Annotated in this window: 23 protein-coding genes and 1 riboswitch; of the genes, 11 read left to right on the top strand and 12 right to left on the bottom strand. The window is 51.4% G+C overall.

The features are described from left to right. Positions 1 to 705 precede the first annotated feature (705 nt). Together CWM52_RS22215 and CWM52_RS22210 are read left to right on the top strand one after the other, a co-directional pair. Positions 706 to 1,782, top strand: coding sequence for an NAD(P)/FAD-dependent oxidoreductase (locus CWM52_RS22215; RefSeq protein ID WP_227521330.1), 1,077 nt, complete (start codon positions 706 to 708; stop codon positions 1,780 to 1,782). A 210-nt stretch (positions 1,783 to 1,992) separates the two neighbouring features. After that, complete coding sequence (locus CWM52_RS22210; RefSeq protein ID WP_100686066.1) at positions 1,993 to 2,886, top strand: GNAT family N-acetyltransferase; 894 nt, start codon at positions 1,993 to 1,995, stop codon at positions 2,884 to 2,886. 107 nt (positions 2,887 to 2,993) lie between these two features. On the opposite strand, the gene CWM52_RS22205 is transcribed toward CWM52_RS22210, so the two are convergent. The 3 genes from CWM52_RS22205 to CWM52_RS22190 all read right to left on the bottom strand — a co-directional run bounded on the left by CWM52_RS22205 (position 2,994) and on the right by CWM52_RS22190 (position 6,112). After that, positions 2,994 to 3,467 (bottom strand): NUDIX hydrolase, encoded by a 474-nt coding sequence (locus CWM52_RS22205; RefSeq protein ID WP_100686065.1) that lies wholly within the window; start codon positions 3,465 to 3,467, stop codon positions 2,994 to 2,996. 515 nt (positions 3,468 to 3,982) lie between these two features. After that, positions 3,983 to 5,212: a diguanylate phosphodiesterase gene (locus CWM52_RS22195; protein ID WP_100686063.1), complete on the bottom strand. Its 1,230-nt coding sequence runs from the start codon at positions 5,210 to 5,212 to the stop codon at positions 3,983 to 3,985. A 114-nt stretch (positions 5,213 to 5,326) separates the two neighbouring features. Beyond that, positions 5,327 to 6,112, bottom strand: coding sequence for a MipA/OmpV family protein (locus CWM52_RS22190; protein WP_100686062.1), 786 nt, complete (start codon positions 6,110 to 6,112; stop codon positions 5,327 to 5,329). 125 nt (positions 6,113 to 6,237) lie between these two features. Between CWM52_RS22190 and CWM52_RS22185 the strand changes: the two genes are divergently transcribed. From CWM52_RS22185 to CWM52_RS22160, 6 genes are all read left to right on the top strand, one after another. Next, positions 6,238 to 6,933, top strand: a complete 696-nt coding sequence (locus CWM52_RS22185) for a response regulator (protein ID WP_100686061.1) — start codon at positions 6,238 to 6,240, stop codon at positions 6,931 to 6,933. Further along, positions 6,930 to 8,126 (top strand): sensor histidine kinase, encoded by a 1,197-nt coding sequence (locus tag CWM52_RS22180; protein WP_100686060.1) that lies wholly within the window; start codon positions 6,930 to 6,932, stop codon positions 8,124 to 8,126. Before CWM52_RS22185 ends, CWM52_RS22180 begins: the two co-directional genes overlap by 4 nt. A 78-nt stretch (positions 8,127 to 8,204) precedes the next feature. Continuing rightward, positions 8,205 to 9,353, top strand: a complete 1,149-nt coding sequence (locus CWM52_RS22175; protein WP_100686059.1) for an efflux RND transporter periplasmic adaptor subunit — start codon at positions 8,205 to 8,207, stop codon at positions 9,351 to 9,353. Continuing rightward, a complete protein-coding gene (locus CWM52_RS22170) occupies positions 9,350 to 12,424 on the top strand; it encodes an efflux RND transporter permease subunit (protein ID WP_100686058.1) in 3,075 nt (1,024 codons plus the stop codon). The genes CWM52_RS22175 and CWM52_RS22170 overlap by 4 nt, the downstream gene beginning before the upstream one ends. A 612-nt stretch (positions 12,425 to 13,036) precedes the next feature. Then, entirely contained in the window at positions 13,037 to 13,582 is a 546-nt protein-coding gene (locus CWM52_RS22165) for a cysteine hydrolase family protein (RefSeq protein WP_100686057.1), read from the top strand. A gap of 315 nt (positions 13,583 to 13,897) precedes the next feature. Continuing rightward, positions 13,898 to 13,980, top strand: a riboswitch (ZMP/ZTP riboswitch). 16 nt (positions 13,981 to 13,996) lie between these two features. Next, positions 13,997 to 14,629, top strand: coding sequence for a LysE family translocator (locus tag CWM52_RS22160; protein ID WP_033783585.1), 633 nt, complete (start codon positions 13,997 to 13,999; stop codon positions 14,627 to 14,629). A 197-nt stretch (positions 14,630 to 14,826) separates the two neighbouring features. On the opposite strand, the gene CWM52_RS22155 is transcribed toward CWM52_RS22160, so the two are convergent. The 4 genes from CWM52_RS22155 to CWM52_RS22140 all read right to left on the bottom strand — a co-directional run bounded on the left by CWM52_RS22155 (position 14,827) and on the right by CWM52_RS22140 (position 19,765). Continuing rightward, entirely contained in the window at positions 14,827 to 15,213 is a 387-nt protein-coding gene (locus CWM52_RS22155) for a cell envelope integrity TolA C-terminal domain-containing protein (protein WP_100686056.1), read from the bottom strand. A 168-nt stretch (positions 15,214 to 15,381) separates the two neighbouring features. Beyond that, on the bottom strand, positions 15,382 to 15,918 hold the full coding sequence (locus CWM52_RS22150; RefSeq protein ID WP_100686055.1) for a GNAT family N-acetyltransferase: 537 nt from the start codon (positions 15,916 to 15,918) through the stop codon (positions 15,382 to 15,384). Positions 15,919 to 16,006: 88 nt separating this feature from the next. Further along, positions 16,007 to 19,123: a multidrug efflux RND transporter permease subunit gene (locus tag CWM52_RS22145; RefSeq protein WP_100686054.1), complete on the bottom strand. Its 3,117-nt coding sequence runs from the start codon at positions 19,121 to 19,123 to the stop codon at positions 16,007 to 16,009. 252 nt (positions 19,124 to 19,375) lie between these two features. Further along, complete coding sequence (locus tag CWM52_RS22140) at positions 19,376 to 19,765, bottom strand: transporter (RefSeq protein WP_100686068.1); 390 nt, start codon at positions 19,763 to 19,765, stop codon at positions 19,376 to 19,378. Between the two features lie 333 nt (positions 19,766 to 20,098). On the opposite strand from CWM52_RS22140, the gene CWM52_RS22135 reads away from it, so the two are divergent. Further along, positions 20,099 to 20,803, top strand: coding sequence for a response regulator (locus tag CWM52_RS22135; RefSeq protein WP_100686053.1), 705 nt, complete (start codon positions 20,099 to 20,101; stop codon positions 20,801 to 20,803). Then, on the top strand, positions 20,800 to 21,861 hold the full coding sequence (locus CWM52_RS22130) for an ATP-binding protein (protein ID WP_100686052.1): 1,062 nt from the start codon (positions 20,800 to 20,802) through the stop codon (positions 21,859 to 21,861). The genes CWM52_RS22135 and CWM52_RS22130 overlap by 4 nt, the downstream gene beginning before the upstream one ends. Before the next feature lie 19 nt (positions 21,862 to 21,880). Here CWM52_RS22130 and CWM52_RS22125 read toward each other — a convergent pair whose 3' ends face one another. Further along, complete coding sequence (locus CWM52_RS22125) at positions 21,881 to 22,795, bottom strand: ATP-grasp fold amidoligase family protein (protein ID WP_100686051.1); 915 nt, start codon at positions 22,793 to 22,795, stop codon at positions 21,881 to 21,883. Between the two features lie 69 nt (positions 22,796 to 22,864). On the opposite strand from CWM52_RS22125, the gene CWM52_RS27015 reads away from it, so the two are divergent. Continuing rightward, a complete protein-coding gene (locus CWM52_RS27015) occupies positions 22,865 to 22,996 on the top strand; it encodes a hypothetical protein (RefSeq protein ID WP_255410903.1) in 132 nt (43 codons plus the stop codon). 84 nt (positions 22,997 to 23,080) lie between these two features. Here CWM52_RS27015 and CWM52_RS22120 read toward each other — a convergent pair whose 3' ends face one another. The 4 genes from CWM52_RS22120 to CWM52_RS22105 are packed head-to-tail and all read right to left on the bottom strand — an operon-like array spanning position 23,081 to position 26,460. Continuing rightward, positions 23,081 to 23,668 (bottom strand): cupin domain-containing protein, encoded by a 588-nt coding sequence (locus tag CWM52_RS22120; protein WP_100686050.1) that lies wholly within the window; start codon positions 23,666 to 23,668, stop codon positions 23,081 to 23,083. 58 nt (positions 23,669 to 23,726) lie between these two features. Further along, complete coding sequence (locus CWM52_RS22115) at positions 23,727 to 24,428, bottom strand: DUF1989 domain-containing protein (protein WP_100686049.1); 702 nt, start codon at positions 24,426 to 24,428, stop codon at positions 23,727 to 23,729. Then, positions 24,425 to 25,678, bottom strand: a complete 1,254-nt coding sequence (locus CWM52_RS22110) for a M20 family metallo-hydrolase (RefSeq protein WP_100686048.1) — start codon at positions 25,676 to 25,678, stop codon at positions 24,425 to 24,427. The genes CWM52_RS22115 and CWM52_RS22110 overlap by 4 nt, the downstream gene beginning before the upstream one ends. Further along, complete coding sequence (locus CWM52_RS22105; protein ID WP_032432532.1) at positions 25,675 to 26,460, bottom strand: amino acid ABC transporter ATP-binding protein; 786 nt, start codon at positions 26,458 to 26,460, stop codon at positions 25,675 to 25,677. Before CWM52_RS22105 ends, CWM52_RS22110 begins: the two co-directional genes overlap by 4 nt. Position 26,461: the final 1 nt, after the last annotated feature.

Below are 26,461 nucleotides of genomic sequence, written 5' to 3'. Positions count from 1 at the left end.
TTGTTGGAGTGAACATATCAAAAACAGGCAATTACACAATTTAAATTACAGTCTCTTACGGCCTTGAAGATGGCCCGGCTGCAGATATCGATATTGTTCTGTCATCAAGCTCAGCAGCCTTTCTGAGCAAGCAATTTTCATGGCCAAATTTTGCAAATACGCAGTCCCCGAGATTTCGTTCTGAATATCTGCTGAGACCAAATTTTGGCCCTGTGCCTGTTGAAATTCTCGGTGGTTTCCGTGTATCAACAATGCACGAGTGGGTTGAAGTCCCCGTCGGTGAAACACAGATGTTTTTCATCAGATCACAAACGTTATTTCTACCGACACGAAAAAAACTGGCCTCGATTTTCCTGTTGTGTGGCCGTGAGAAAGATCGCCGACGTATGGCGCTTCTCAACGGCAATTAGTTATTTATTACGTTGCTTACGAGCCATCGCCTGACGAAAGCGTCTTGCAAAAGAAAATGCGACACTTTCCGCGGCACTCCCTGATGGGCCAGTCACCGCGCCATGCAACTCGCGGATGACCAGCGTTGCCCTGCTGGTTTTCCGAATCAGAGACGACCAGGTAACGAGTCCTGTTTCTCATGCCCCGTTTGTGCAGTCAGTATTGCGGTAAACGACTATCCTGAAGAGTTGTATCTATGAATTTTGCAGTTCTGAAGGTTGCCCGTGACAAAAAACGTTTCATCATGGCACGACCATGTTTCCAGAGCAGGAGAAGGCCGCAGTGGTCAGGTTGAAAAAAAGAATCGTCGTCGTAGGCGCTGGGATCACCGGCGCGTCAATCGCCTGGCATCTTGCGCAGCTTGAATATGACATCGTTATTATTGAACAGAATGAGCCTGCATCAGGGGCGACCGGCAGCGCGTTTGGCTGGCTTACCGGCGCGGTGAGTGATGATGCGCCTGATGTGTTTCTCCGCCGCGCCGCGCTTGCGGACTGGCACAGACTGGAAGAACAAATTCAGGAGCTTCAGATTAACTGGTGCGGTTCATTAAAATACGACGCAACGCCTCAGGCCTGTCTGTCTGACGAACACCTCCTCCACAGAGCAGAAATCGCCAGTCTTGAGCCTGCGTTGATCGTTCCTCCCTCAGCAGCCCGCTATGCGGCAAAAGATGGCGCCGTCGACGCCAACCAGGCAACACGCATTTTACTGAGCGAAGCGTGTGCTAAAGGGGCTGTACTGCAAAACCACATGACCGTGACGGGGATTTGCATGACCAAAGGCAAAGTGACTGGTGTCATGACGTCTCAGGGTAAACTGGATGCTGATCGTGTGGTGTTAGCCTGTGGAACCGGTATTCCGGCGCTGACTGAGCTGATGGGTACGCCAGTTCCTATCCTGTCATCCCCTGCCGTATTACTGCGCTTTGCCGCCCCTCAGTGCATGGTCAAAACAATCATCTCAGGTGACGATATTGAGGTTCGGCATGCCCGTAACGGGGATTTATTAGCCGCTGAGGATTACCCGGCAAACGGCAGAGTCAGCGCAACGGTTATCACTGCGCAAACCGCAGTCAGAAACAGGATCCGGGGGGCTGAGTCGGCTTATCTCACCCAACACTCAGTAGGAGAACGCCCTTTTCCACAGGACGGGTATCCAGTTCTCGGCTTCATTGATGAGAATCGGGGCGTTTATGTCGCCGCTATGCACCCGGCAGTGACTTGCGCAGCGACGATCGGCAGGCTGGTCACTGAAGAGTTACGCGACGGTAACAATGATGAGATCCCGGAGAGTTACCGCCCCTCTCGCTTTATACATAAAACTTTGTAGCGAAATCAACAATTTGATAAGCACGTTCTATTCATTAATATCAGGCATGTACTTCCGCTCCTGTCACCTGGCAGGCCGACCGAGGCGCGTCCGGTTTGCCAGGATCGGCGGGCGAACCGGCTATAAAAACCAGAGCCCCGCTTGCTATTTAAGCAGGAGACAAGGCAATCCGGGAAGCGTGACTGATACCAGGAGTAATATCAAATCGCGATGATGACTTATATGCTTTCTCAATATGCTGATCTACCTTTATCCCAAAAAACGCTCGCTGGCTGGCTCGAAAAATGGATTTATGAGCAGGAGCGACGATGTACAGATGAAGCCTTTTCAGCACAATTTCCATGGCAGGAAATGGGTTTACCCCAGCATGACTTTTTACAGCGAAAACTACGCATTGCTGGTCGACATTTTCTCACCGGCCCCCGTTATCACGGAGGCGATATCAACAAACCCTTCATTGATATCGTGGCCTCAGATTCCGACATTAATCCTTTAGTACTTCAGGCTGTCAGCCAGGAATGGGCGCAGCTAAAGCCTGAGTACATCCGTATTCTCACTCCGTTCCACTCTAACGTTCAGGGTATAACAGATCAGCTCATATATGCATCGCGCCTGTCCTGCGCAGCAGAGTATCAGGATGACGCATTAACTCTGAGACCCGCGGTATACGCCGATTTTGAATGGTGCCGACAGGCTCTGGTTGAAGCCTATCAGCATACGTGGCGTTCTGTTCCTGCCTTAACCAACCGCAACCTGAACTATGCTGATGATGAAGATCTCATAGATAATATTTCACAAGGCGAGGTGTACATTATTTATGAACATGCGAATCGTGCTGGACTGATAATTTGTGAAAAGGGGGAAATCGCGTTTTTACCGGGTTGCAAAATTTCAGAAGAAATTATTCTCCCGGACTTTCGGGGGCGCTCACTGGCCTCCCGGGCACAACGCTTGCTGTTTAACTGTCTTTCCCCTACCCGCCGGGAAGACTCTCTGCTTATGGGAACGATTATTCCGGACAATTTACCCTCCATAAAAACAGCGGAAAGAGCCGGGCGAAGCGGTATTCTCCGCTACCAGTTTTTGCCTGTCATTGACCGCTAATCGCAACCGCCCTGCGCATTTTCCCATAACCGAACTGGCGAAACCGGGACTCACGCCAATGTCGGTGTTACGGGCATGCGTGTTCACCAGAGGGCGGATATTTTAGTTCACAGTGCCAGCTGACATCCCTTTTCAGCCTTATGCCTTAAATAAAAGCGGATATAGGTTAAGTACTCCTCATTCATGGGTGAGGGCAATTGGTCAGGCGGGTAAAACTCTATGGCAAGACCTTCTGTGGGATCGTTGAGTATTTCTCCTGACCAGATTTCAGCAGAATATAATGCGGTGATAACATTGATCTCGTCTGTATTGGGAAGAGTAAACGTGTATTCTGCACCCGAGAAAATTTTTAAGAAATCAAGATGCTTAATATCCAAATTAGTTTCTTCTTTTACTTCCCGGATCGCGGTTTCCTCTAAAGATTCGCCAGGCTCCAGCAGCCCGCCGGGTAATCCCCATGTGGTGTCCTTGCGTTGTTGAAGCAATATATATCCATCATCCCGAACAAGAATGACATTGGCACCGGCCAGCAATAGCATTCTGTGGCCAATAATGCTGCGAATTTCTGAAACGTAGCTCAAGGAGCCTCCTTCTTCAGACAGATCTTCAAAAACTAACGGTTATTACTCTATACACTCATCTGACGGCCCGGTTTTGAGTGCGTCCAGCCTGGTTTGCCCCAGTCTTGCGCATTTCGTAATCGAATGCCACTGGCGTGAAACGATGTCAGCCATATACTTTTAATCTCAACACGCACCCGTAATGGACGAGGTTTGAAGATAGTGATATCAGGACTATCGCTGAAATGGAAAAGACGCACTGCAGGCCCCACTCAAAATGTATCTAACGATCCGCTTCCATCATTCTGAATAAGAAACGTTTCCTTCAGATGAACGATCGGGCATTAGACGGTTTTTTCCAGACAGGCACTGTGAGTCCAGTGGACAGAAAGCAAGGGCGCTAAGTCTGCGGTGAGCGATGAGCCGTCACTCTTGCGTGTGGAACAGGCCCATGGTGGTGAAATCCATAAAAATCATGTAGTCATCAACGGGGGACAGGCCAGGATACTGACCTGTATCCTGGTTATCGTGGATGATTAAGGTCGGATGGAGCTGTCAGCGGTTTTCACAGGCCAGCGAATCTCACCGACGCCGTTCACTTTTGGCAACGCAAACAAGAACCCCTGGAAGCGCTTAATGCCCGCAGCCTCAAGCCAGCACCACTCCTCTATCTGCTCAATGCCTTCAGCAACCACGGTAATCTCGAGCTCATGGCAGCAATTGATTATCGATCTCACCACCGCCTGTTTAGGCCCGCTCTTATGGATATCGGTAATAATCTCACGGTCGATTTTGACTTTATCTGGCTGAATTTTTGTTAACAACGACAGCCCGGCATATCCAGCGCCAAAGTCATCAATGGCCAGCCCCATTCCTGAGACGCGCAGTTTTTTGATAGCACTGCTGAACTGGCTAAAACCGGAGATCATTTCATCTTCCGTCACTTCGACAGTAACCTGCTCCGGCACCAGCCCCTGTTTTTTTATTTCCTGCAACAGAAATTCGATGGCATCAGGAATAACGACCAACGACATCGGAAGAATATTAATCGATATTTTATGGTCGCCGATATTAATGGCTTTAGCCTGGGCAAAAGCAACCGACTTAGATTTAAGATCAACTTCATAGCGTTGATCCTGCGGAATCGATGCAAAAAAACTGGCGGGGCTGCCGCCATCTTTATCCCGAATAAGCGCTTCCAGCGAAGTGATATTTCCGCTCAGGGGTTCAATAATGGGCTGGAAAGCAAACTGGCAGCAGTGACGGGCAGCAACCGGTTCTTCTGGCGCGTGAAATGAATGTTTACGCGGGTGTACTGACCACTTTTCAGGCCATAAAAAGGGTGACGGTGAGCAATCTCTTTTTTGGCTGATAAAAGTATGGATAAACTTGTAGACGCGCTCTTCCGCGGAAAGATAACTTTTCAAATGACTCAGCAGATGGACCTTTTCCAGAACGTCACCAATGTGCTGCTTGTTCAGGTCAAAAAACATCATCCCCACGTTCTCAAAGCGCCTGCGCGGTGCATAATCGCGCATTAACTCCACGACCTGATAGTGGCGTTGGTCATGCTTAATCTTGTTAAATAGCTGCTCAAGCACGCACTCATCACCCTCAAGTACCTGAAGGTAAAAGTTATCTTTTAAAAGAAGTATGCTCGTAACCCCACATGCTGCGTTCTCGATATTCGCTTTTTCCACCAGCAATATGAGATCAGCGTCTTGTATAAAATGCTTTTGACTTCTGTAAATCAGAGTTGTCAGCATAATCCCATCCAGATTTTGTCAGGCGAATGGCACTATGTAACACAGTCTCACTTTTAAACCCAGCATATCCGGCATATTTAACCAGACAGGATATGCCTGGCTGAAGTTAACCGACTAAAATGTCCAGGTGACCGCGACGGTTACCGAGCCCTCACTACGCCGTGAAACAATCGGGCTTTCATTCGCATGCTCGCCAGACCAGGTATAGCCAGCGCTCAGTACCGAACCCCAGTGAGCATCGAACTGGTGACTCCATCTCAGACTGTTGTCTACGCCATAAAATCCGCCCGGCGCAGAATAGCGGCGATAGCCGGAGCGGCGGCTCTGTTGCTGACTAACCCCATACCAGGTATTCATATATCGACTGTCGCCAAACAGGGCCGCAGACTGAAAAGCGACCGTATCCAGGCTGTCCTGAAAGGGAATCAACGTCACGGATGTCTGATAGTTTACTCCCTGACTGTCCGTCAAAGGCAGTGTTGCTTTGCCTTCAAAACTGAGCCAGGGAACGACTTGCCAGCCGATGGCAAGGCCGGTATTGAGGGTGGCATCAATGTTGCCCATGCCTTGCAGATTATTTGCCCCCTCGCGCCAGCTGGCATTTTTCTCCCCCCTGCCGAGGTTATAACCCAACGTATGCTCGAAGTACCAACCGCTGGCGTTTTGCAGGTCATATCCTGCTCCTTTTTGCGCATCAATAAAAAATGCGCCTTTGCGTCCCTGTAGCACAGGAACCACCTGCCATACCTGCTTGTCAGAGCCTGAGTAACGGGGGACATATTGTCCGGCCACCCCGAGAGTTAATGAATCGGAAGACGCGCCATCATCAGCCTGGACGCCGAATGCAGCGGCAGTGAGAAGCGCAACGGACATATACAGGACTTTTTTTATCGCTATCATACTGTTTCTCCACACAGACTCTGGCTTCTCCTGATACAGGAATCGCCACCCAATGTGGGTGCAGTATGATTGGGTTAAATCAATGAATAGTCCGGATAGTGTTAAGAAACGGTCAAGGTGAACGGATGTTGTCCAGAAGAGTGTTGATTATTGAAGATGACGCCGATGCAGCAGGCGTGCTCGAAGCCTATTTACGTCGCGAGAATTACGACGTCACCATTACCGGAGACGGCCTGGCCGGGCTGGATATGGCGCAACGGTGGAAACCTGACCTTATCCTGCTGGATGTGATGCTCCCCGGTCTTAACGGCACGGAAGTGCTGGCGAGCCTGCGCCGTAAAAGCGATGTGCCGGTGATCATGGTGACCGCCATGGGCGATACCCCCGATCGCATTGGCGCCCTCAGGTACGGTGCCGATGATTATGTTGTTAAACCTTATCATCCGGGAGAAGTGGTGGCGCGGGTGCAGGCGGTGCTGAGACGCAGCAATAAAAAAGAGACAGAGGAAGAGATACTTCGCTGGCATACCCTGGAGGTGGATGTCGCCGCCATTGTGGCGAGCGTGGTTAACGGCGACGACACACCGGTGATACTGGATCTTACCCCGACGGAATTCTCTCTTCTGGCAACCCTGCTGCGTTCGCCTGCGCACCCGTTTTCCCGCCAGTATTTACTGGAACACTGTTTGCCGGAAAGCGAGGCCCTTGAACGAGTCGTGGATACCCATATTTATAACCTGCGCAAAAAACTCGAAGCGGTGGGTATCTCCGGCGTACTGGTCAACGTGCGCGGCGTGGGCTACAGGTTCAGACAACCATGATAAAAAACCATCATTCCTCTCTGTGGCGCTGGATTTGCGCGCGTATCCTGGCGCTGGCCATCGGCAGCGTGATTGTCATTGCAACCTGTATGTGGCTACGTTATGCCGTCCAGAACTACTGGATAATGGGCAGGATGCCAGCGGCGGTGCGGCAAGAATTTCTGACCCTCAGCCAGAATCCACAGGCCAACCCGGCCCGCTTTCACAACATCGTCGATACCTGGTGGGGCCTGAGTTATTCAACGCCGTCCATCGCCTCAGCAGACTGGGTCACCGTGGCCCTGCTGGTGCTGGTCATGATCCCTTTTATTGTCGTGATGGGGCTAAAACAAGCGCGGCCTCTGGCACTGCAGTTCAGCCGTCTTCGTGATGCGGCAAAGGATGTCGCCAACGGACAATTTGGCCGTCAGGCAGAGCTCATCAAGGATGCGCCGGCTGAAATGGTCAGTTTTGCCGCTGACTTTAATACCATGACGAGGCAACTGTCCCGCTATGAAAAAGAGCTGCGCGCCTCGCACGTCGCGATGGCGCATGAACTGCGCTCTCCCCTGACGGCAGCCATTGGTCGTCTGCAGGGAATGCTCGACGGGGTGTTTGATGCCAGCCCGGAGCAACTGGGGATGGTGATGAAACAACTCCAGCACCTCAATCGCCTGACCGATGAACTCCATCTTCTTTCTTTGGCCGATGCGGGTAACCTTGTGCTGGAAGACCAGCCGTTTTGTCTCGACGAGTTGATTGAGGAGCGGGCGGCCTGGATGATGCCCCAGGCCGATGCGCATAATTTTACCATCACCCTTCGTAACCCGCGCGCTTGTCCCTTCAGTGGCGATGCCTTCCGTATGGGGCAAGTGTTTACAATCCTTATGGAAAATGCGCTACGCTACGGACACGATGGCGGCCATCTTGCGGTGACTATCCACTACGCTAAAGGGCGTTACACCCTCGAATTTAAGGATGACGGACCGGGGGTATCGCCACAGTTTCTGCCGGAAATGTTTAAGCGCTTTATCCGGGAGGAGCAGTCCCGCGCGCGGCATTCCGGCGGCAGCGGTCTCGGTTTGTCAATCGCTCAGGCGATTTGTCAGGCGCATGGGGGAAGCATTAGCGCCTCATTAGCCGACACCGGAGGCCTGGTGGTACGTATTCTGTTGCCCTGGCGCCCTGCTGATGAGGAAAACAGTCACTCTTGATAATCCCTTGACACAACGTCGAATCTTTCTCGACTTACCGCGCATTTAATAACGCCATCACCTTTATGGAGCGGCGTTATGTCAGACGAATTTTTTCTCTCCCTCCGCCACTGTCTGCATCATATGTACGGCGTGGCGCGCACCCTTCCCTGGCGGCATTTTCTCCCTCTGGCCCTGCTTGCGCTGGCTATTTTCCCACTGACCGGCTGCGGCGATAAACACGAAAATAAGCCAGACCCGGCGCGAAAGGTACGCTACGTTATCGTGGGCACCGCCCGCTCCCTTCCCACCGAGGAGAGAACCGGCGAGATCCATGCCCACGATGAAACAACCCTCAGCTTTCGTACCGAGGGCCGGATCCTGACGCGTGACGTCGATATTGGCGATCGGGTCAACGCCGGGCAACAGCTGGCTACGCTTGAAAATACCACCGGAAAAAATCAGTTCGACAGCGCAACGGCTGACTATGAAGGGGCCAAAGCCTCTGCCCAGGTTGCTGCGCTTAACGTCAATCGCATGCAAAAGCTGATACTAACAGGCGCGATAGCCCGCACCCAGCTCGACAGCGCCCGCGCTGACTGGCTTGTCGCCAGCGCGCGTTTAAAAAGCAGCGAGGCCGCGTTGCGTAATGCGCGCGAAAGTCTGAGCTGGACACGCCTGATCTCTCCGCAAGCGGGCGTGATCACCGGCGTCAGCGCCTCTGCCGGGCAGGTTGTCAGCGCGGGCCAGTCGGTGCTCACGCTGGCGACCGGCGAAGCCCGCGACGTGGTGTTTGATATTGCCACGCCCGATGAGATCCCAGCCGGGAATAATGCGAATTTGCGGATTTCCCTCCTCAGCAACCAGGCGGTCAACGCCTCCGCCGTGCTACGGGATATCACGCCTCAGGCCGATCCTCAGACCCGCACCTGGCGCGTCAGAGCCACTCTGATAAACCCGCCGGAGGCCATGGCGCTGGGTGCCAGCGTCACCGTGACGTTGCCATCCACCGCCCCCCACGGGTACGCCCTTCCCGCATCGGCACTGAGTCGGGCCGGCGATAAACCGGCCGTTTTTGTGATCAACGCTGACTCACAGGCGCAGCTGCGCGTGGTGGTGCCGGCATATTACACGGCCTCCTCCGTCTTTATCGCTTCCGGTCTTGAGCCTGGCGATCGGGTCATTACGGCTGGCGTAAGCAAATTACGTTCGGGCGAACCGGTCATTGCCGGGGAGGTCCAGCCATGAAAACGGCAACGGGAGAGAAATTTAACCTGTCCGCCTGGGCGCTTGAAAATCAGCAGTTGGTCAGTTTCTTGATGCTGCTGGTGATAGCGCTAGGCGTATTTTGCTATGAGCGACTGCCGCGTAATGAGGACCCCGCTTTCACCATTAAAACGGCCGTCGTATCCGCGCAGTGGCCGGGAGCATCCGTGGGGGATACGACCCGTCTGCTGACCGACACGCTTGAAAAAAAGCTACAGGAAACGCCCTGGCTGGATTATATCGAAAGTGAAACCCGGGCCGGTAGCAGCGTTATCCATGTCAATCTCCGCGATGATACGCCGCCGCAAAAAGTCGCGGATATCTGGTATCAGATCCGCAAAAAAATGCAGGATCTCGCCCCGTCTTTACCAGAAGGGGTTCAGGGCCCCGCCGTGAACGACGAGTTTGACGACACCTACGGTACGATTTACGGCTTTGTTCCCGAGGGTTACACCTTGCGGGAAACGCGGGATCGCGTAGAGACAATACGTCGTGAGCTCATGTCCTTACCGGATATCGGCAAAACCACCCTGCTGGGCGAACAGCAGGAACAGCTGGTCCTCGCCTTTTCTCCGGCTCGTCTGGCGGGGATGGGGCTGGATATTCAGGAGGTCGCCGATGCCCTCAGGGCGCAAAACGTGGTGGTCCCGGCAGGGATTATGCGCACCGGGCAGGAAAATATCGCGCTAAAGGTCAGCGGAGCGCTCACTTGCGAAGAGAGTTTACGGGCCGTCACGCTACATATTAACAATCGCTATATCCCGTTGACTGATATCGCCACCCTCACGCGGGAAACCGCCGAGCCGCCAGCCCCAGCCTGGCGGGTTAACGGAAAACCGGCTATCGGGCTGGCGGTTTCAATGGCGCCGACAGGCAATATGTTGCGTTTCGGCGCCGCGCTGAATGCCCGAATGGCAGCCATCAGCGCCGGTCTGCCGCACGGAATAGAGATGGTTAAAATCGCCGATCAGTCAGCGGTGGTCAGTGACGCGGTAAGTGGTTTTATCCGGGTGCTTATCGAGGCCGTTGTTATCGTTCTGGCGGTTTCATTTGTCTCTCTCGGTTTACGGGCAGGACTGGTGGTGGCGGCGGCAATCCCACTGGTGCTGGCCATGACCTTCGCCGGCATGATGCTGGCTGACATCGGTCTTCAGCGTATCTCACTCGGCGCGTTGATCATTGCTCTGGGTCTGCTGGTGGATGACGCCATGATAACCGTAGAAACGATGGTCTCCCGGCTGGAAGCCGGAGATTCCCGTCGACACGCGGCCACCTGCGCTTTCAAAACGACGGCATTCCCGATGCTCACCGGCACCCTGGTGATGATTGCCGGTTTTATTCCCGTGGGTTTTGCCGCCTCCAGCGCCGGCGAATACTGTTTTTCCCTCTTTGCGGTGGTGCTCATTGCCCTGCTTTGTTCCTGGGTTGTCGCGATCCTGTTTTCTCCGTTGACGGGGACATGGCTGCTGCCGGAAAAAGTCAGACATCACGCGGCAGGACCGGGGCGTATCGCTCGCGGGTACGGGGTGCTTTTAACCCTGGCGCTGCGCCACCGGCTGGTCACCGTACTGTTTGCGCTTTCCGCTCTGGGGCTGTCAGTTTATGGAACGACATTTATGCAGGGCGAGTTTTTCCCCGCCTCCGATCGGCCAGAGCTGCTGGTCAGCCTGACACTTCCGGCAAACGCGTCGCAGCCGGAAACGCAAAGAGAGGTGGAAAGGCTTGAAAAAATGCTGACGGGCAACAGCAATATCGATCATTACTCGTCGTACGTCGGATCGGGGGCCATACGTTTTTACCTGCCGATGGATGTGCTGCTGGAGAATGAAAATATCGCCCAGCTGGTTGTGGTGGCCAAAGATCTTGACGCACGGGATCGTCTGCATCAACAGCTGAACCGGATACTGGCGACGCAATTTAGCGACATCATCACGCGTGTTTCGCCCCTTGAGCTTGGGCCACCCGTCGGCTGGCCGCTCAAATATCGGGTGAGCGGGCCTGATTATCTGCAGGTCCGGGCGCTAGCAAACCGGCTGACGGAGGTGATTGGCCGCTCGCCATTATCACGCGAAGTCAACCAGACGGCGGGAGAGCCGGAGAGAATAATTACCCTTAAAGTGAATCAGACTGCTGCCAGAGCGGCGGGAATATCATCAGAAAGTCTCGCCCGGACGCTGAATACGGTCTGGTCCGGCAGCATTGTCACATCGCTCAGGGATAATGACCGCCTTGTCGATGTGGTGCTCCGGGCCAGGGACAATGAGCGTCTTAGCACCGCCACCCTCTCCTCACTGACGATTCAGGGGAATGACGGTAAAAAAATCCCGCTCAGCGCCGTCGCGACGCCGGTCTGGGGCGTGGATGATCCGGTGATCTGGCGTCGGCAGCGGTTGCCTTTTATCACGGTGCAAACGGATCTTGCCCCGGGGAGCCGGGCCGAAGCGGTATCCGCGGCTCTGCGTCCGGCGGTAGATAAACTCCGTGCGGAGCTGCCTGCGGGTTACAGCATTGAAGAAGGCGGCGCGGTTGCCGAATCCGCTAAGGGAAATAGCTCGGTGTTTACCGTTCTTCCCGTGACGCTTGTCATCATGTTGCTACTGCTGATGCTTCAGCTGCGGCGATATTCCCGGATGTTGCTTGCCCTCCTGATGGCCCCATTTGGTTTACCGGGGATCGTACTGGCGATGTTGCCCGGCGGAACGCCGATGGGGTTTGTCGCGCTGCTGGGCGTAATCGCCCTGGCCGGGATGATTATTCGTAACGCGGTGATCCTGATTAGCGAGGTAGACAGCAATCTTGCGCAGGGCATGGTTAACGATGAGGCGATTATTGCCGCCGCAAAGCACCGCGCCAGACCCATCTGTCTGACAGCCTGCGCCGCCGTTCTGGGCATGATCCCTATCTCGCATCAGGTATTCTGGGGGCCAATGGCTTATGCGATTATCGGCGGACTGCTGGTTGCGACGCTGGTTACCTTAACGGTATTACCCGCGTTATTTAGCCTGTTGTTACAATGGGCAGGTTACTTCAAAAGCAGGCAAAAAGGTGTTTAACACGGGATACCCGCCTGGCCGTAGCATGCATGAGCTGATATCCAGACTATCCGTGCCAATAGCAAGCAGGTCCGCCCTTCAGGATTGTCTGCATGCTGCATGACAATCCTGAAGGGCGCATTAAACCCGGTAATATTCCAAAGAACCGGCATTCAGTGGCGATGATTAATCCCTGAGCGGGTCTGTGAGTGAAGATGCCGTTTTACACTAACTTGAACGACTAAAGCATTTTGATCTCGGGCAAGAATCCCGGCGACGTTGGTTCCGGTGAGGGTCAGCTTTGAGCGAGAAGCGGAAGCTAAATTATTGTCGGAAAATACCAATAGGGTACGTTATCAATCAGGAAACATATCCGTTGAAATCTTTAACTCCCAGCGCTAAAAGATGAAGAGCCTTTTTTAAGATTTTTAGGTTTACTGATTCTCAACTCAAAAGAGAACGCCGGAAAATGATTAAGCCAGTTCAGTCAGCGACCACCGTTACCACCACCGAAACCTTCGGCGGCGTGTGCGCATCTGTGACTGGCTCCTGACAAAACAGATTCTGACTCCCCGCCAAACCGGACGGGGAAGAATGTCTCTCCGTTCATGATTTACTGAATGGAGATACATCATGAGTTCATCCGAAAATGCACTTTTAGTTATTGATATGCAGCAGGGGCTTTTCCGTGGTCCCGCGTCACCGCATCTCGCAGACACGATTTTGTCAAACATCTGCCTGCTTATAGAAAAAGCCAGGCAGGCGCAGGTGCCAGTCTTTTTTGCCCGTCACACCGGACCTGACGATTCCTCCTTTTCTGCGCAAAGTCCCTTAACACAACTGATACCCGAAATGGGTGTGAACGCTGAGCACGACGTCGTTTTTGTCAAAAAGTATCCCAGCTGTTTCCGGGATACGAGCCTGCAGCTTCAGCCAGGCAGGCGGGGAATAAAACAACTTGTCATCGCCGGGATGAAAACAGAATTCTGTGTGGACACTACCTGCCGTGCAGCGCCCGGGCTGGGATTCAGGACTGTGCTGATTTCAGATGCGCATACGACAATGGATAACAGCTACCTGTCAGCTAATGAAATCATCAACCATCATAACGTCACCCTGGCTGGCCCATTTGTGACGCTCGCGACAGCAGCGGACTGGAGCTTTTATTCTGAGAAATAAGATAAAACTGCGAGCCGCCCGCCGGGCGGCTGAAGTGCAATCAGTCCGCTGCTGGCACGGTGCGATCAGTTAACCGAGCCGGACGTCAGCTGCAAGCACGCAGTGGAAGTTTGGAATCCATACTCACCTTAAAGTGTCCTGAGTACTGAGGAGCTGGGACTTAAGTAAGCGGTTAATTCGACATATACAGGCATTTAGGCCCATTTCGGCGGCCATAACCATAAGGCCCTGAGAATAGAGTAAACTGCTCACTGCCGCAGCAATTAATGTTTATGATTTGCGAAGCCCTGTGTTGTTGATATTGTGTAATAATAAATGCGCTCATGTTACTGACGCTTAAAGATAGATCACTATCGGGGAGCATGGGTCATTGCTAGCCGCGCGTCTGGGCATAACCTTCCCTGGAGATAAGTTATGCCTGATTACGTACATATTCTTACTTTTGGTCTGGTTGCGTTAGGAATGGTATTAACGCCCGGCCCAAACATGATCTATTTAATTTCTCGCTCCATTTGCCAGGGAAAACGCGCTGGGCTTATTTCCCTGGGCGGCATTGCGCTTGGCTTTGTCTTCTACATGCTTTGTGCCGCATTCGGCATAACAGCATTTGTGTTTGCCATTCCTTATGCCTATGATTTACTTCGTTTTGGTGGAGCTGCTTACCTTCTCTATCTCGCCTGGCAAGCTGTAAAACCCGGTGGAAATGCCCCTTTTTCCGTTAAAGAGATGTCGGTTGATGGCCCTAATAAACTATTTATGATGGGCTTCATTACTAATCTCGCTAACCCTAAAATTGCCATCATGTATTTATCTTTGCTTCCACAATTTATTCAACCAGACCATGGCAGCGTTCTAAGTCAGTCACTGGCCCTTGGATGTGTCCAAATCTTTATAAGCCTGATGGTAAATTCCATGATTGTCCTTGTTGCAGGTTCAATAGCAGGGTTTCTTTCAAGTCGTCCTTCATGGATAAAAGCGCAACGTTGGTTTATGGGTACTGTACTGGCAGGGTTAGCCCTGAAGATTGCTTGCGAGGCAAAGCGATAGTGATTGTTTCCCACTAATGAGCACATCACGACATCAGCAATGTCCTCATATCACCCATGAGGACATCCTGATTTGATCCTCATAAGCTAACATAGATCAATGGTATCAATGTCCGCTCCTGGCACGAAGCGGACCGCCTAAAGCGTCAAGAGGTCCACTCTGAGTGAGGAGTCGACCTGGAATGGATTATTATCGGGCTAACCGCGCATATCGAAGCCGGATTTTTGAAAATCTCGATAGACTTCCGCATTGTTGAAGGCTGGAAATTTGGCTTTTTGGGCTGCCGATTTTATCGCTTCGCAATAGGTTTTATTGCCGTTGCTGGTTGATATGTTGAAAGCCGTGCCGTCCTGAGCAAATTCAATATGCAGCCTGCATTTTTTCCCCTGCCAGCGTTGCGGCTCATCAAGTTTGGCATTGATCGCCGCTCTGATTTCCCGCGCTTGCGCCCCCCATGCATCCTGATCCTCCCAACGCCCTGAACCGCAACTCCCCAATGCCGTGGTTTTATGGCAGCCGGAAGGATGTAACGGCGCGCAGCCCGCGGCCAGGCTGGCCACAATGGTCAGCATCACGATTTTCATTACGGTTTCAGACGATCCCACTTCTTGCCCCTACTCCATTTATACCTTAGCAATATTGGCATATATTCCCGTCATCCCTGACCGCTTTTCAACCACTATGATTAGCGGCTTTGACGGCCGCTATGAACTTGCAACCAGGGACGGACATGACACGCTTAGACGGATTCTCTATTTAAGCCATTCTGTACGCAGCAGCGCATAAATGTAGGTATCATCATATCGCTTGTGACCATTCTCACTGACGAAGGAGACAAACTCTTTAAAGCAGCCTTCGCGTCGCATATGCAAGCGTTCGCATAGTTTTTGCGAAGCCTGATTATAATCCTCGACCCAGGCATACAAACGCCTTGCCCCTTTCTCATTAAATAAATAATCGAAAAGAGCAGTAACCGATTCTGTCGCATAACCCTGCTTTTCATAACGCTGATTAAAATGCCAGCCCACCGACCAGGTGTCGCGGTCCGGCTCGCCGCTATTTTCCGCAAACAGATGCCCGATTAAGGCATCAGTCTCTTTTATACAAACGGCAAACAGCCCTGGATCATTGGCCCGTCTGGCCACTTCAACCTGCGCCTCTGCGATTGAATGCAATTTTTCATCCTGAAAACAAGGGGCTCGTGGTGAAGCAAGGTAACCGAAAAGTGCGGCTGCATCTTTTTCCTTGAAAGGGCGAATAATCAACCTTGGGGTGGTCATTATGCTCATGAGAACCTCAAATAGTTTTCCAGTTGATAAAATACCAGCCAGTCGCGCGCTACGCAGGATGTTTACTGGCTGGAAAATATGACTGCGATTAGTCGTTCCGCTTTTTCTTGTGGCGACGTTTTCGCATGTCAGTAAAGCGGGTAATCACCACGAAAAATACCGGCACAAAGAAAACGGCAAGCAGCGTTGCGCTAATCATGCCGCCGAAAACGCCGGTACCGATAGCATGCTGAGTGCTGTCACTTGCCCCGCTGGCAAGCATCAGTGGAACAACACCTAATGTAAACGCCAGCGATGTCATCAGTATTGGGCGTAAACGCTGCTTCGACGCGGTTAATGTTGCCTCAAGCAGAGTTTTGCCTTCAGCGATTAATTGCCTTGCAAATTCAATAATCAGAATCGCATTCTTGGCGGAAAGCCCAATCAGGGTTATCAGGCCCACTTTGAAAAATACGTCGTTAGTCATATTTGCCACGGTTACGGCCAGCACTGCGCCAAGCAGTCCCAGGGGGACAACAAACATTACCGCAAAGGGCACGGACCAGCTTTCATACAGCGCGGCAAGCACCATAAAGACCACTAACATTGACAGCACAATCAACCCCGGAAGCTGCGACGCAGAGGCTTTTTCTTGTAACGAACTCCCCGCCCACTCTCCTGCAAACCCTGACGGTAAGTCGCGCGCCAGTTTTTCCATTGCCGCCATTGCGGTGCCGGTAGACTCCCCCTGGGCGGCGCTTCCGGTTATGCGAATGGCAGGGTATCCCTGGTAGCGATTCAACTGCTGCGGGGCGACATTCCACGAAAGCGTCGCAAAAGTGGATAACGGAAGCATCTGCCCCAGGCGATTTCTGACTGACAAGGTCAGCAATTGTTCCGGCTGCATCCGGTATGGCGCATCGGCCTGGACAATCACCTGCTGAACCCGACCATTATTCGTATAGTCATTAACATAATTGGAGCCCGCGGCGACGGAAAGGGTTTGATTAATCTCATCAAACGACACGCCCATCGCTTCCGCTTTTTCCCTGTCGACATTGAGAGTCAGACGCGCCCCCTCACCTAACCCATCAATATAGACATCGGCCAATTGATGATTCTGATTGGCATGCGCAACCAGATCATCCGCCGCTTTTTTTAGCGCCTGATAACCTTTACTGCCTCTGTCCTGCAAATAATAGGTGAAGCCAGATGAGGTTCCCATATCAGAAATCGCGGGCGGCAACAGGCTCATCGTGACGGCATCCGGCACCCCCGTCATTGTGGACTGAATATGGTCAGCTTCGTCTTGCGCAGTCGTCCCGCCGCGTTGTTTCCAGTCCTTCAGCGTGGTGAAAGCCATTGCTGAGTTCTGACCAGAGCCAGAAAAACCAAATCCCAGAATCATAATATTACTTTCCACCGCCTGCCGAAGGGCGATTTCGTCTTCAAACTTTTCGACAACCTTAAGCGTTCGCTGCATGGTGGCGTCTGAAGAGAGCTGGATTGACGACATAAAATAGCCCTGATCCTCATCAGGCAAGAATGACGAAGGTAAGGAAGACAGACCGGCATACAGCGCGAGGCATAAAGCGGCGTAGATCATCATCATACGGCCGGCATGCTTAATAACAAATCCCAGGCCGGAGGCGTAAAACGACGTCAGAGAATGAAAATGGGTATTAAACCATACGGAAAAGGTTCTGCCTTTACTCTGATGTTGGTTATGGGGCTTGAGCAGGGTTGCACAAAGCGCCGGGGTTAACGTCAGCGCCAGGAATGCTGAGAGTAAAATAGATACCGCCATCGAAATACAGAACTGCCGGTAAATAATACCGACGGACCCGCTAGCAAAAGCCATTGGAATAAATACCGCGGTAAGCACCAGCGTAATACCAATAATTGCTGGCGTAATTTCACGCATCGCTTCTCGCGTTGCATCGCGCGGGGTTAAGTTTTTTTCTTCGATCAAGCGCTCGACATTCTCGACAACAACGATGGCGTCATCGACGATAATCCCGATGGCCAGCACCATGCCAAACATGGTCAGAATATTAATCGAAAAACCGCTTAATAACATAATCGTAAAGGTGCCTAACAGCGCTACTGGCGCCACTACCGCAGGAATCAGCGTACAGCGAATCTTGTGCAGAAAAAGCAGCATAACGAGAAAAACCAGAACCATGGCTTCAACAAACGTCTCAACCACTTTCAGGATAGAAAGTTTAACAAATGGCGCCGTATCGAAAGGAACGGTAAAGGTCATTCCTTCGGGAAGAACGCCTGATAGTTCTGTTAATCGTGAGCGGATACCTGATGCCGTGTTGATAGCATTGGCGCCAGGAGAAAGCTGAATAGCTGCGGCCGTTGCGGGTACGCCATTTTCACGAATTCCAAATGCATAGCTTTGTAACCCGGATTCAACGCGAGCGACATCGGCTAATGTCAGACGAGCCCCCGAGGTCTCTGATTTAATCGTGATATTGCGAAAGGCCTCAACCGAAGAGAGTTGCCCTGTGACGGTTATCGGATAGGTCACTCTTTGTCCGTTAATCGCAGGTTCATCTCCCGTTCTGCCGGGAGAAACGATCACGTTTTGCTGACTGACCGCGGTTAATACATCCGTGACAGACAATCCATAGCCGTGTAACTTCATTGGATCCAGCCATATACGGAGTGCCTTTTCTCCGCCAAAAAGCTGGACCTTCCCTACACCGGGGACGCGTCGAAGTTCATCCGTCACATTTCGGGCAAAATAATCGCTTAAATCGGCTTCCTGATATTCTCCATTTTGGGATTTTAATCCCACCATCATCAAGAAACCGGAGTTGGCCGCCTCAACGTTTATACCATTTTGCCGTACAGCCTGTGGCAGACGAGGCTCCACAATCTTAATTTGGTTTTGCAGATCCATCTGAGCGAGTTTGATATCGGTTCCGGGTTTGAAGGTTACCGTAATTGATGCCATACCGGTGGTGTCACTGGAGGATTCAAAATACAGTAAATTGTCCACGCCAGATATCTCACGTTCAATCAGGGAAATGACCGACGAGTTCATAACATCCAGACTGGCGCCAGGATAGCTGACTGAAATAATAATCCCCGGCGGGGCCACAGCAGGATATTGAGCTACCGGTAAACGGGGAATGGACAAGATTCCGGCTAAGACAATAAACAGCGCAATCACCCATGCAAAAATGGGACGGTCAATGAAAAAGTGCGGCATCAGATATACTTCCAGTCAACATACAGAGGATCATAAAACTCAAGATGGCTCATTCGATACACGGTTCTCATCGTCTGTTGCGACCCGCTTACCGATATCCTTGAGCTGAGCGATTTTTTCAAGGAGCAGCAGAGCATCGTCCAGGCCCGCCGCAAATATAGTCTGGCGTAAAATCGCCAGCGCCAGGGGATACGTTAAGTATAAAGTAATGATGTGAGCCCCTGATGGATCGTTTATGGAGGATATGTGTACTCAAATCATCCTGATAAATGAATACACCGGCATCCCACAAAAAAAGATCAATAAAAAACATTCATAATAAAAAATAAAATCATTGATATCTGGCGTGATGTTAAAAATCAGGTTAAATATAACAATGCTATTTATAAAGATAAAAATAACTCCAGCGGTGATGGCGACTAACCCGGTTAACACTCCCGATCTTTTTTGAAAAATGAAAGAGCATGCGGCGGTGATTATCAAAACATGGATCAATGATGATGAGAGTACAGTAGAAGCTACCGTTTCATCAATTGAGTGCATCAGATAAAGCCAGGAATATAACAGCTCCCATGAAATCAAAGAAAATAAAAATGCGGCGATGAAATTCTCACGACGAAAATTAACCACAAGCCCTGTCATCACCTTCCTGATTTGCAACCCCACATATTTCATCACTAGATTTCTCTTGGTATCATTCCTGATAGCCGGCAAGGTTATTTCTCGATTAGACATTATCACTGCAGTATGTTGATTTTTTATTCCGGGATTATGTAGCCAGTATGGAGAGATTAACCGGACGACACCAGCACTTCATTTTACATCATGTGCATGAAACTTTTTTAAAATGAAGATGTCCAATCAGGCTAAATTAAAAATAACCCTCATCTGGTTGCGGTCAATAATCTTTAAAAATTTCGACAAAAGATCATTCGAGGTACAATGCATTCTGTCATCGGTACTGTGGAAGAAAAAATGAACAAAAACAATCTGATTATCGTCGCCGAAGACGATGATGAAATCGCCGCCATACTGACAGGCTATTTGCATAAGGCAGGAATGCAAACCTTAAGAGCCGAGGATGGCGAACAGGCGATCAATCTTACTCGTGTGCATAAACCTGATCTCATATTACTGGACATTCACCTGCCCGTGTACGATGGCTGGAACGTTCTTACCACGTTGAGAAAGGAGAGCAATGTACCCGTTATCATGGTGACCGCACTGGATCAGGACGTAGATAAACTGATGGGCCTGCGGCTCGGGGCCGACGATTATGTCATCAAACCCTTTAACCCATCAGAGGTTGTCGCCAGAGTCGAAGCGGTACTGCGTAGAACCAAATCCAGCGCAGAAGCGGCTCATTTACGGCCACTAAGAACATATTGCCTTACCATTTATCCCGATGAATTTTATGTTGAAATCACTGTCCGGGGTCAGGTTTCCACCCCGGTATTGACCACCACTGAATTTAAGCTTCTGACCTACCTGGCGCGAAATCCGCGAAAGGTGTGTTCGCGTGAAGAGTTACTCGATGCCTGTCTGCCCGAAGGGGATTCGCTGGATCGCACCGTAGACAGTCACATGAGTAAACTGCGGAAAAAGCTTGAACATGCCGGGCTTAAAGGCGTTCCTGAAAGCATCCGAGGATTGGGTTACCGTTTGGGCGACAATAAATGAACAAAGAAACAATTCTCAGCCGGCAGATATTGACGCATATGCTGTCGTTAACATTTATTATTATTGCCATCGCTGTCCTTGGATCCTACTTATTCTATAGTTTCTTGATTGACTACCTGCCTGCAGGGATGAGAGCGGGAAATGAAGATGAGATGACCTTACTTGACTGGGTATGGATCCTGATAGCTTCGATAACCAGTCTTGTCGTTTCACTCTTTTTTACCGTTACACTGTCGGCAAGAATATTAAAACCATTAAATGCCGTAGCCTATAGCCTGAAACAAATTTCGCAGGGAAATCTTGATGCGAGAGCATCCGCAAACACTTCGCAACTGGGTGAGATGAATAACCTCGTCAATGATTTTAACGAAATGGCGGAAAAACTACAGACGCTGGACGCCCAGCGGAATCTATGGAATGCGGCAATCGCTCACGAACTGCGCACTCCCGTGACTATTCTGCGGGGGAGGCTCCAGGGGTTAGTTGATGGCGTATTCAAGCCAGAACCCGCGCTCTTCCATAATCTACTTAAACAAACCGAAGGGCTGACCAACTTAATTGAGGATCTGCGTGTTGTCAGTTCCTCTGGAGGCGCAGGATATACCCTGGTGCTCAGTAAAGTCGATCTCGGGACAACCATTAGCAATACGCTGGATACATTTTCTCCGGACTTTGAAGCGAAACTATTCAAAATAGTCACTAAACTTAAGCATCAGCCTTGTATCTGCGACGCGTTTCGTATCATTCAGTGCCTGACTGTTATCTTTGACAATGCATTAAAGTATTCGACGCCAGGAACGCTCTTAGTGAAGAATGGTATTGAGGATGGTGAAAATTTCATTATTGTTGAAGATAGCGGCCCCGGAATATCTGAAGAGCTGCAGAAAACCTTATTTCAGCCCTTTCATCGTGGCGAATATGCCAAACACATTCATCCTGAGGGGTGCGGCTTAGGCTTATCGGTTGTGAAAGCTATCATGCTCGCCCACGGGGGAAACGTAAGCCATAGCTTAACAAAAGAAAACCACTCAATTTTTAAGCTATCATGGCCCGATTGATGGTCCTGATAAAACAGGCTCAATTGAGCCTGCTTTTAGCCAGATGCAAATCCCACATTGCCCCTAGTTTAGCGTTCCATGATGCCGGGGTGATTTTAAGCTTACCCCTTTCGGGACTTAATGTTATTTCACTAAAATAGATGTCCTTTCCTTTTAGCATGAGATCGACACGACAATAGTCAATGTCTTTTGCCAAATCCTGAGCAGCAATTAATGCGTTATGGAATGACTCGGGTTCCTGAATTATAACTGGCGTATTTGGATACTCCATCTGGAATGGCTGCAGATTCCAGGACCTGTCATAGACATTAATAAACTCTCTGCCATCGTCTCTGGTAAAATCCGCCTCAATAAAACAGGCCACGCCATGAAAACAGTGGATCCTTAACATTTCCGGCGTGTAATCTTTATCTTTCCCGGAAAATAAATCCACATACATTTCGCAGAGAATCACGGGAGGGATATTTTTATACTGCCACTCTCTGGTCGTGTAATACATGTTCTTTTTAAGCGCGAACTTTAGTTTATTTAACGCCCTGGCAGTATTAAAGTTATTTTTGTCTTTGCAGATAATAGTACTACCACTATCATGATTACATTTTAAAACAAATTCTTTTGGTAGTTTGGTGATATCGATATCTTCCACCCGATGATAAACACCAATTAAAGGCGTAAGTTTAACTAAGGTAGTTCGTGTCGAGACATATTCCCGGACAGCCAGTTTATCAGCCAGCATGGTATGAAATAAGTCACGTTCATAGACGAGTCGGTGACAGATTTTCTCATTCAGAGTTAATGGCTCACGTATATTTGCATAAGTCCCTGATATTTTCTTCAGTCTGGCGGTATGAAAGGAAAGGTCGGTGATGAAAAACACTCTACACTTTCTGAAAAAATATTCGATAGACTTAATATGATAATTTATTTTTTTCATTCTTCCTCCTTATAATAAGTATTCTGACAGAGGATTGTTGATTTCTATTGCGCAGATGATGGAGAGTCTATGGATTGCTATCGCGGTATTTATGTCGCTGGAGTGAATGGCGGGCGCAACAAAACGGGATTGCTCTTCGGCACGATAGCGACGGCGTTGTTGCTCGTCCGCGATCGCTTCTTTGCACGGGACGTGCCTTAAACACCGGTCCAGGCCGATGCCTTCATGACGGAGTTTCCGGCTTAAACAGGGGCGATTAGCCGATAAACGACCGATGATGGCTAATCAGAAGGTAACAGGAGTATTCACCCACAGAACTTTGGCGACAACGGGGCCGATATTGCGGTAACCATGCGGGATCTGGCTGGGAAAATAGAACGAATCCCCCTGCTCAAGGATCCAGATATTGTCTCCCAGACGCAATTCCAGCGCGCCTTCCAGCACATAGCCCATCTCTTCGCCATGGTGCTCAATCAGGCCATCACTGGCAACGCCCGGTTCGATAATATGAATGTTACCTTGCAGCAATCCGCCTTTATGGTGCCAAGTCAGGTTCTCCAGCTCGATCCCCCCTTTTTTACTGCGCTGCAAAAACCGCTTACGATTTCGCTGTTCAGGCTTCAGTACAGGCTGATCGGCCGTCCAGTCATCAGCCATCAGGTCGGCAATACTGGTCTCCAGCGCTTTTGCCAGGCGGTGTAACATCGCCAGTGACGGCGAGGCGGCGTCATTTTCCAGTTTGGATAACAGACTTTCCGAGCATTCCACCTTTTGCGCGAGCTGCTTGAGGGTCAGCTCCTGCACCAGACGTGCGTGGCGCAGCCTCATTCCCAGCGGGGTTCCGGTAGATTTGATGTCAGCGTTTTTTTTCATCTGTCTGCTTCATTAAAGTCTGCCAATGGCCTGCATCATGCAGGCCTGGTAAGAGAAATCATTCCATCACGGCGAACTGAATTTCTTTCGGTGAGCAGCCGTTAATCGGCACAATGTCCTGTGGGCAAGCGGACATCACCACCACGCAATCCAGCTCGGCACGAATCTCTACATAATCACCTGCTTTGCTGACAGTTGGCAACCAGGAAATTGAATAATCAGGATTTACTGGCGTGTTCATCCACAAATTAAGCGGTTGCGGCACTTCCCGTGCACGCAGACCAATAGCATTCAGCGCCATGCGCATATTGTCAGCGCAGCTGTCGTGATATTCCGTAATCCCCATGTTGGTATAGCGGTACAGATCACAGGCGGCGATCAACGTGTCATGCACCCCTGGCGAGGTATCGGTGAGCAGAGTGGCAATGGCGCGGCGCTGGTTGGTCACTAGCACATCACCTGGCTGCGGGATAATTTTGTCGATAAAGGCACGGGTATGTTCCATGGACGCAAACTCGCTGAGATCGCCGGTATTGAAAAACCACGTGTCGCAGACCTGGCTACCTGGGGTATTGATGATCTTAATCACCTGCCCTTTTTTCAGCAAAACGGCGCGTCCGCAGCGCGGCGGGATGGTATACAGTTCGTTTAACGTCGGTGCGCCATCGGCTGAAATCGGTGAGGTTGCCGTTGGGTTGAGGCCCAGGGCATCGCCATTGTCTTTATCGCAGCAGGTTGGGTAGTGTGCAGTTGCGGTCATGATTTAACTCCTTCAAGTGATTGGGATAGCTCAGTCAGTGCACAGGCCAGCGTACGGGCACCTGCCGCCAGTGAACGAGGATCGGTATATTCAGCCGGATTGTGGCTAATGCCTTGATGGCTGGGGACAAAAAGCATGCTGGTCGGACAGTGTTCGGCCAGATACATGGCGTCGTGAAACGCGCCAGATAACAGCTCCATATGGGCGATATCCAGCGCATTTCCGGCCGCTTTCAAGACATGATTGATGCGCGGGTCAAAGGTGACCGGCGCTTTATTCAGTAGCAGCTCGATGGTGACTTGTTCGCTTGCCAGAGAGGCAATCACCGCGTCGAACCGGGCCAGCGTTTCGGCCGATGGGTGGCGGAAATCAAGGGTAAAACGCACGCTCGACGGGATGGTGTTGATGGCATTTGGCATGACCTGCCAACGGCCAAACGTCAACCGCAACTCTTCATCTGCCGTGTCACCCATCGCCTGCTCAATGATCGCAAGCTGTTCGCGTGCCAGGGTCATCGCATCCTGGCGCAGCGCCATCGGCGTGGTCCCCGCATGTGCCGATATCCCATGGCAGGTGATCTGGTACCAGCGCACGCCCTGGATACCTCTGACGATGGCCAGCGGCACGCGGCGACTTTCCAGTACCGGACCTTGCTCGATGTGCAATTCCACGAAGCAGGCCATCTCGCGATCCGGGCGTAACGGGATGGCTGCAAAGCGGGCCTGGTGGTCTGCCAGCGCATCGCGAAACGAGACGCCATCTACGCCCATCGCGCCAAGATGGTCAGACAATCTCGCAGGGTCGACGAAGGTGCTGGAGCCCATCGCCCCCGGCGCAAAGCGGCTGCCCTCTTCATTGGTCCAGATAACCACTTCGACCGGGCGTTCGGTGACAACCCGTGCCTCATTGAGCGCTTTCAGGCACGCAAGTCCGGCCATCACGCCATAACAGCCATCGTAGTTGCCACCGGACGGTTGCGTATCGATGTGGCTACCGGTGGTCACGGGCGATACAGCAACGCGTCCTGGACGACGGAAGAATAAATTCGCCGCCGCATCGCGGTAGACTTCACACCCGAGCTCTCGGGCGACATCAATAAGCCAGGCCCGGGCATCGAGCTCCGCCGCGCTCAAAGCCTGGCGATCGACGCCGCCATTCGCTAACTTTCCATATTCTGCAAGCTGCGCCAACAGTTGGTTCAGCCAATCCTCATCCAGCTGTCGGGCAACCCGTAAGCCTGTTTCCATCATGGTAATTTCTCCAGTTCTTCGGGTTGCAGAGGCCGACGAAACAGCGGCGCGAGAAAGCTCCGCAGGCGCTCGCTTTTCGGCTGTGTAAAAATCTGTCGCGGCGTGCCGCTTTCAATAATGTTGCCGTCGGCCATAAACACCAGCCGTGACGAGATATGGGCCGCAAACGCCATCTCATGGGTGACCATCACCATGGTCATCCCCTGCCCGGCCAGATCCCGGATAACGTCCAGCACCTCTTCAACACGTTCGGGATCGAGCGCCGAGGTGGGCTCGTCGAGCAGCAATAACTCCGGATTCAGCGCCAGTGCGCGGGCAATACCCACTCGTTGTTGCTGGCCGCCGGAGAGTCGCACCGGCCAGTCATTCGCTTTTTGCGCCATCCCGACACGGCTGAGGGCAGCCATCGCGGCCGTTTTTGCCGCCTGGCGGGACATTTTTTTCCCCAGTACCAGCGGCGCGGCGACATTTTCCTGCACCGTCATGTGCGGCCAGAGATTGAACTGCTGGAACACCATCGAGAGCGGTTTGCGCACATCGGCTATGAGGCTGGCGCTGTCGGCATGCGCGAGGCCACGCTGCGTGCCGGAATAGCCGAGCAGTTGTCCTTTAATCAGCACGTCCCCTTTGTCGTAGGCTTCCAGAAAATTCATGCAGCGTAGCGCGGTGGTTTTCCCGGAGCCCGACGGGCCAATCAGCGTGACTATCTCACCGTGATCGACGCGTAAATTGATGTCATTCAGTACCACATGGTTTGCGAATGACTTGCCTACATGGCGCATT

It is taken from the genome of Raoultella sp. T31, from assembly GCF_002806725.1.
Taxonomy (GTDB): Bacteria; Pseudomonadota; Gammaproteobacteria; order Enterobacterales; family Enterobacteriaceae; genus Klebsiella; species Klebsiella electrica.
Note: the sequence above shows the minus strand (reverse complement) of the source record. Positions and strands in the feature narration are given on the sequence as shown.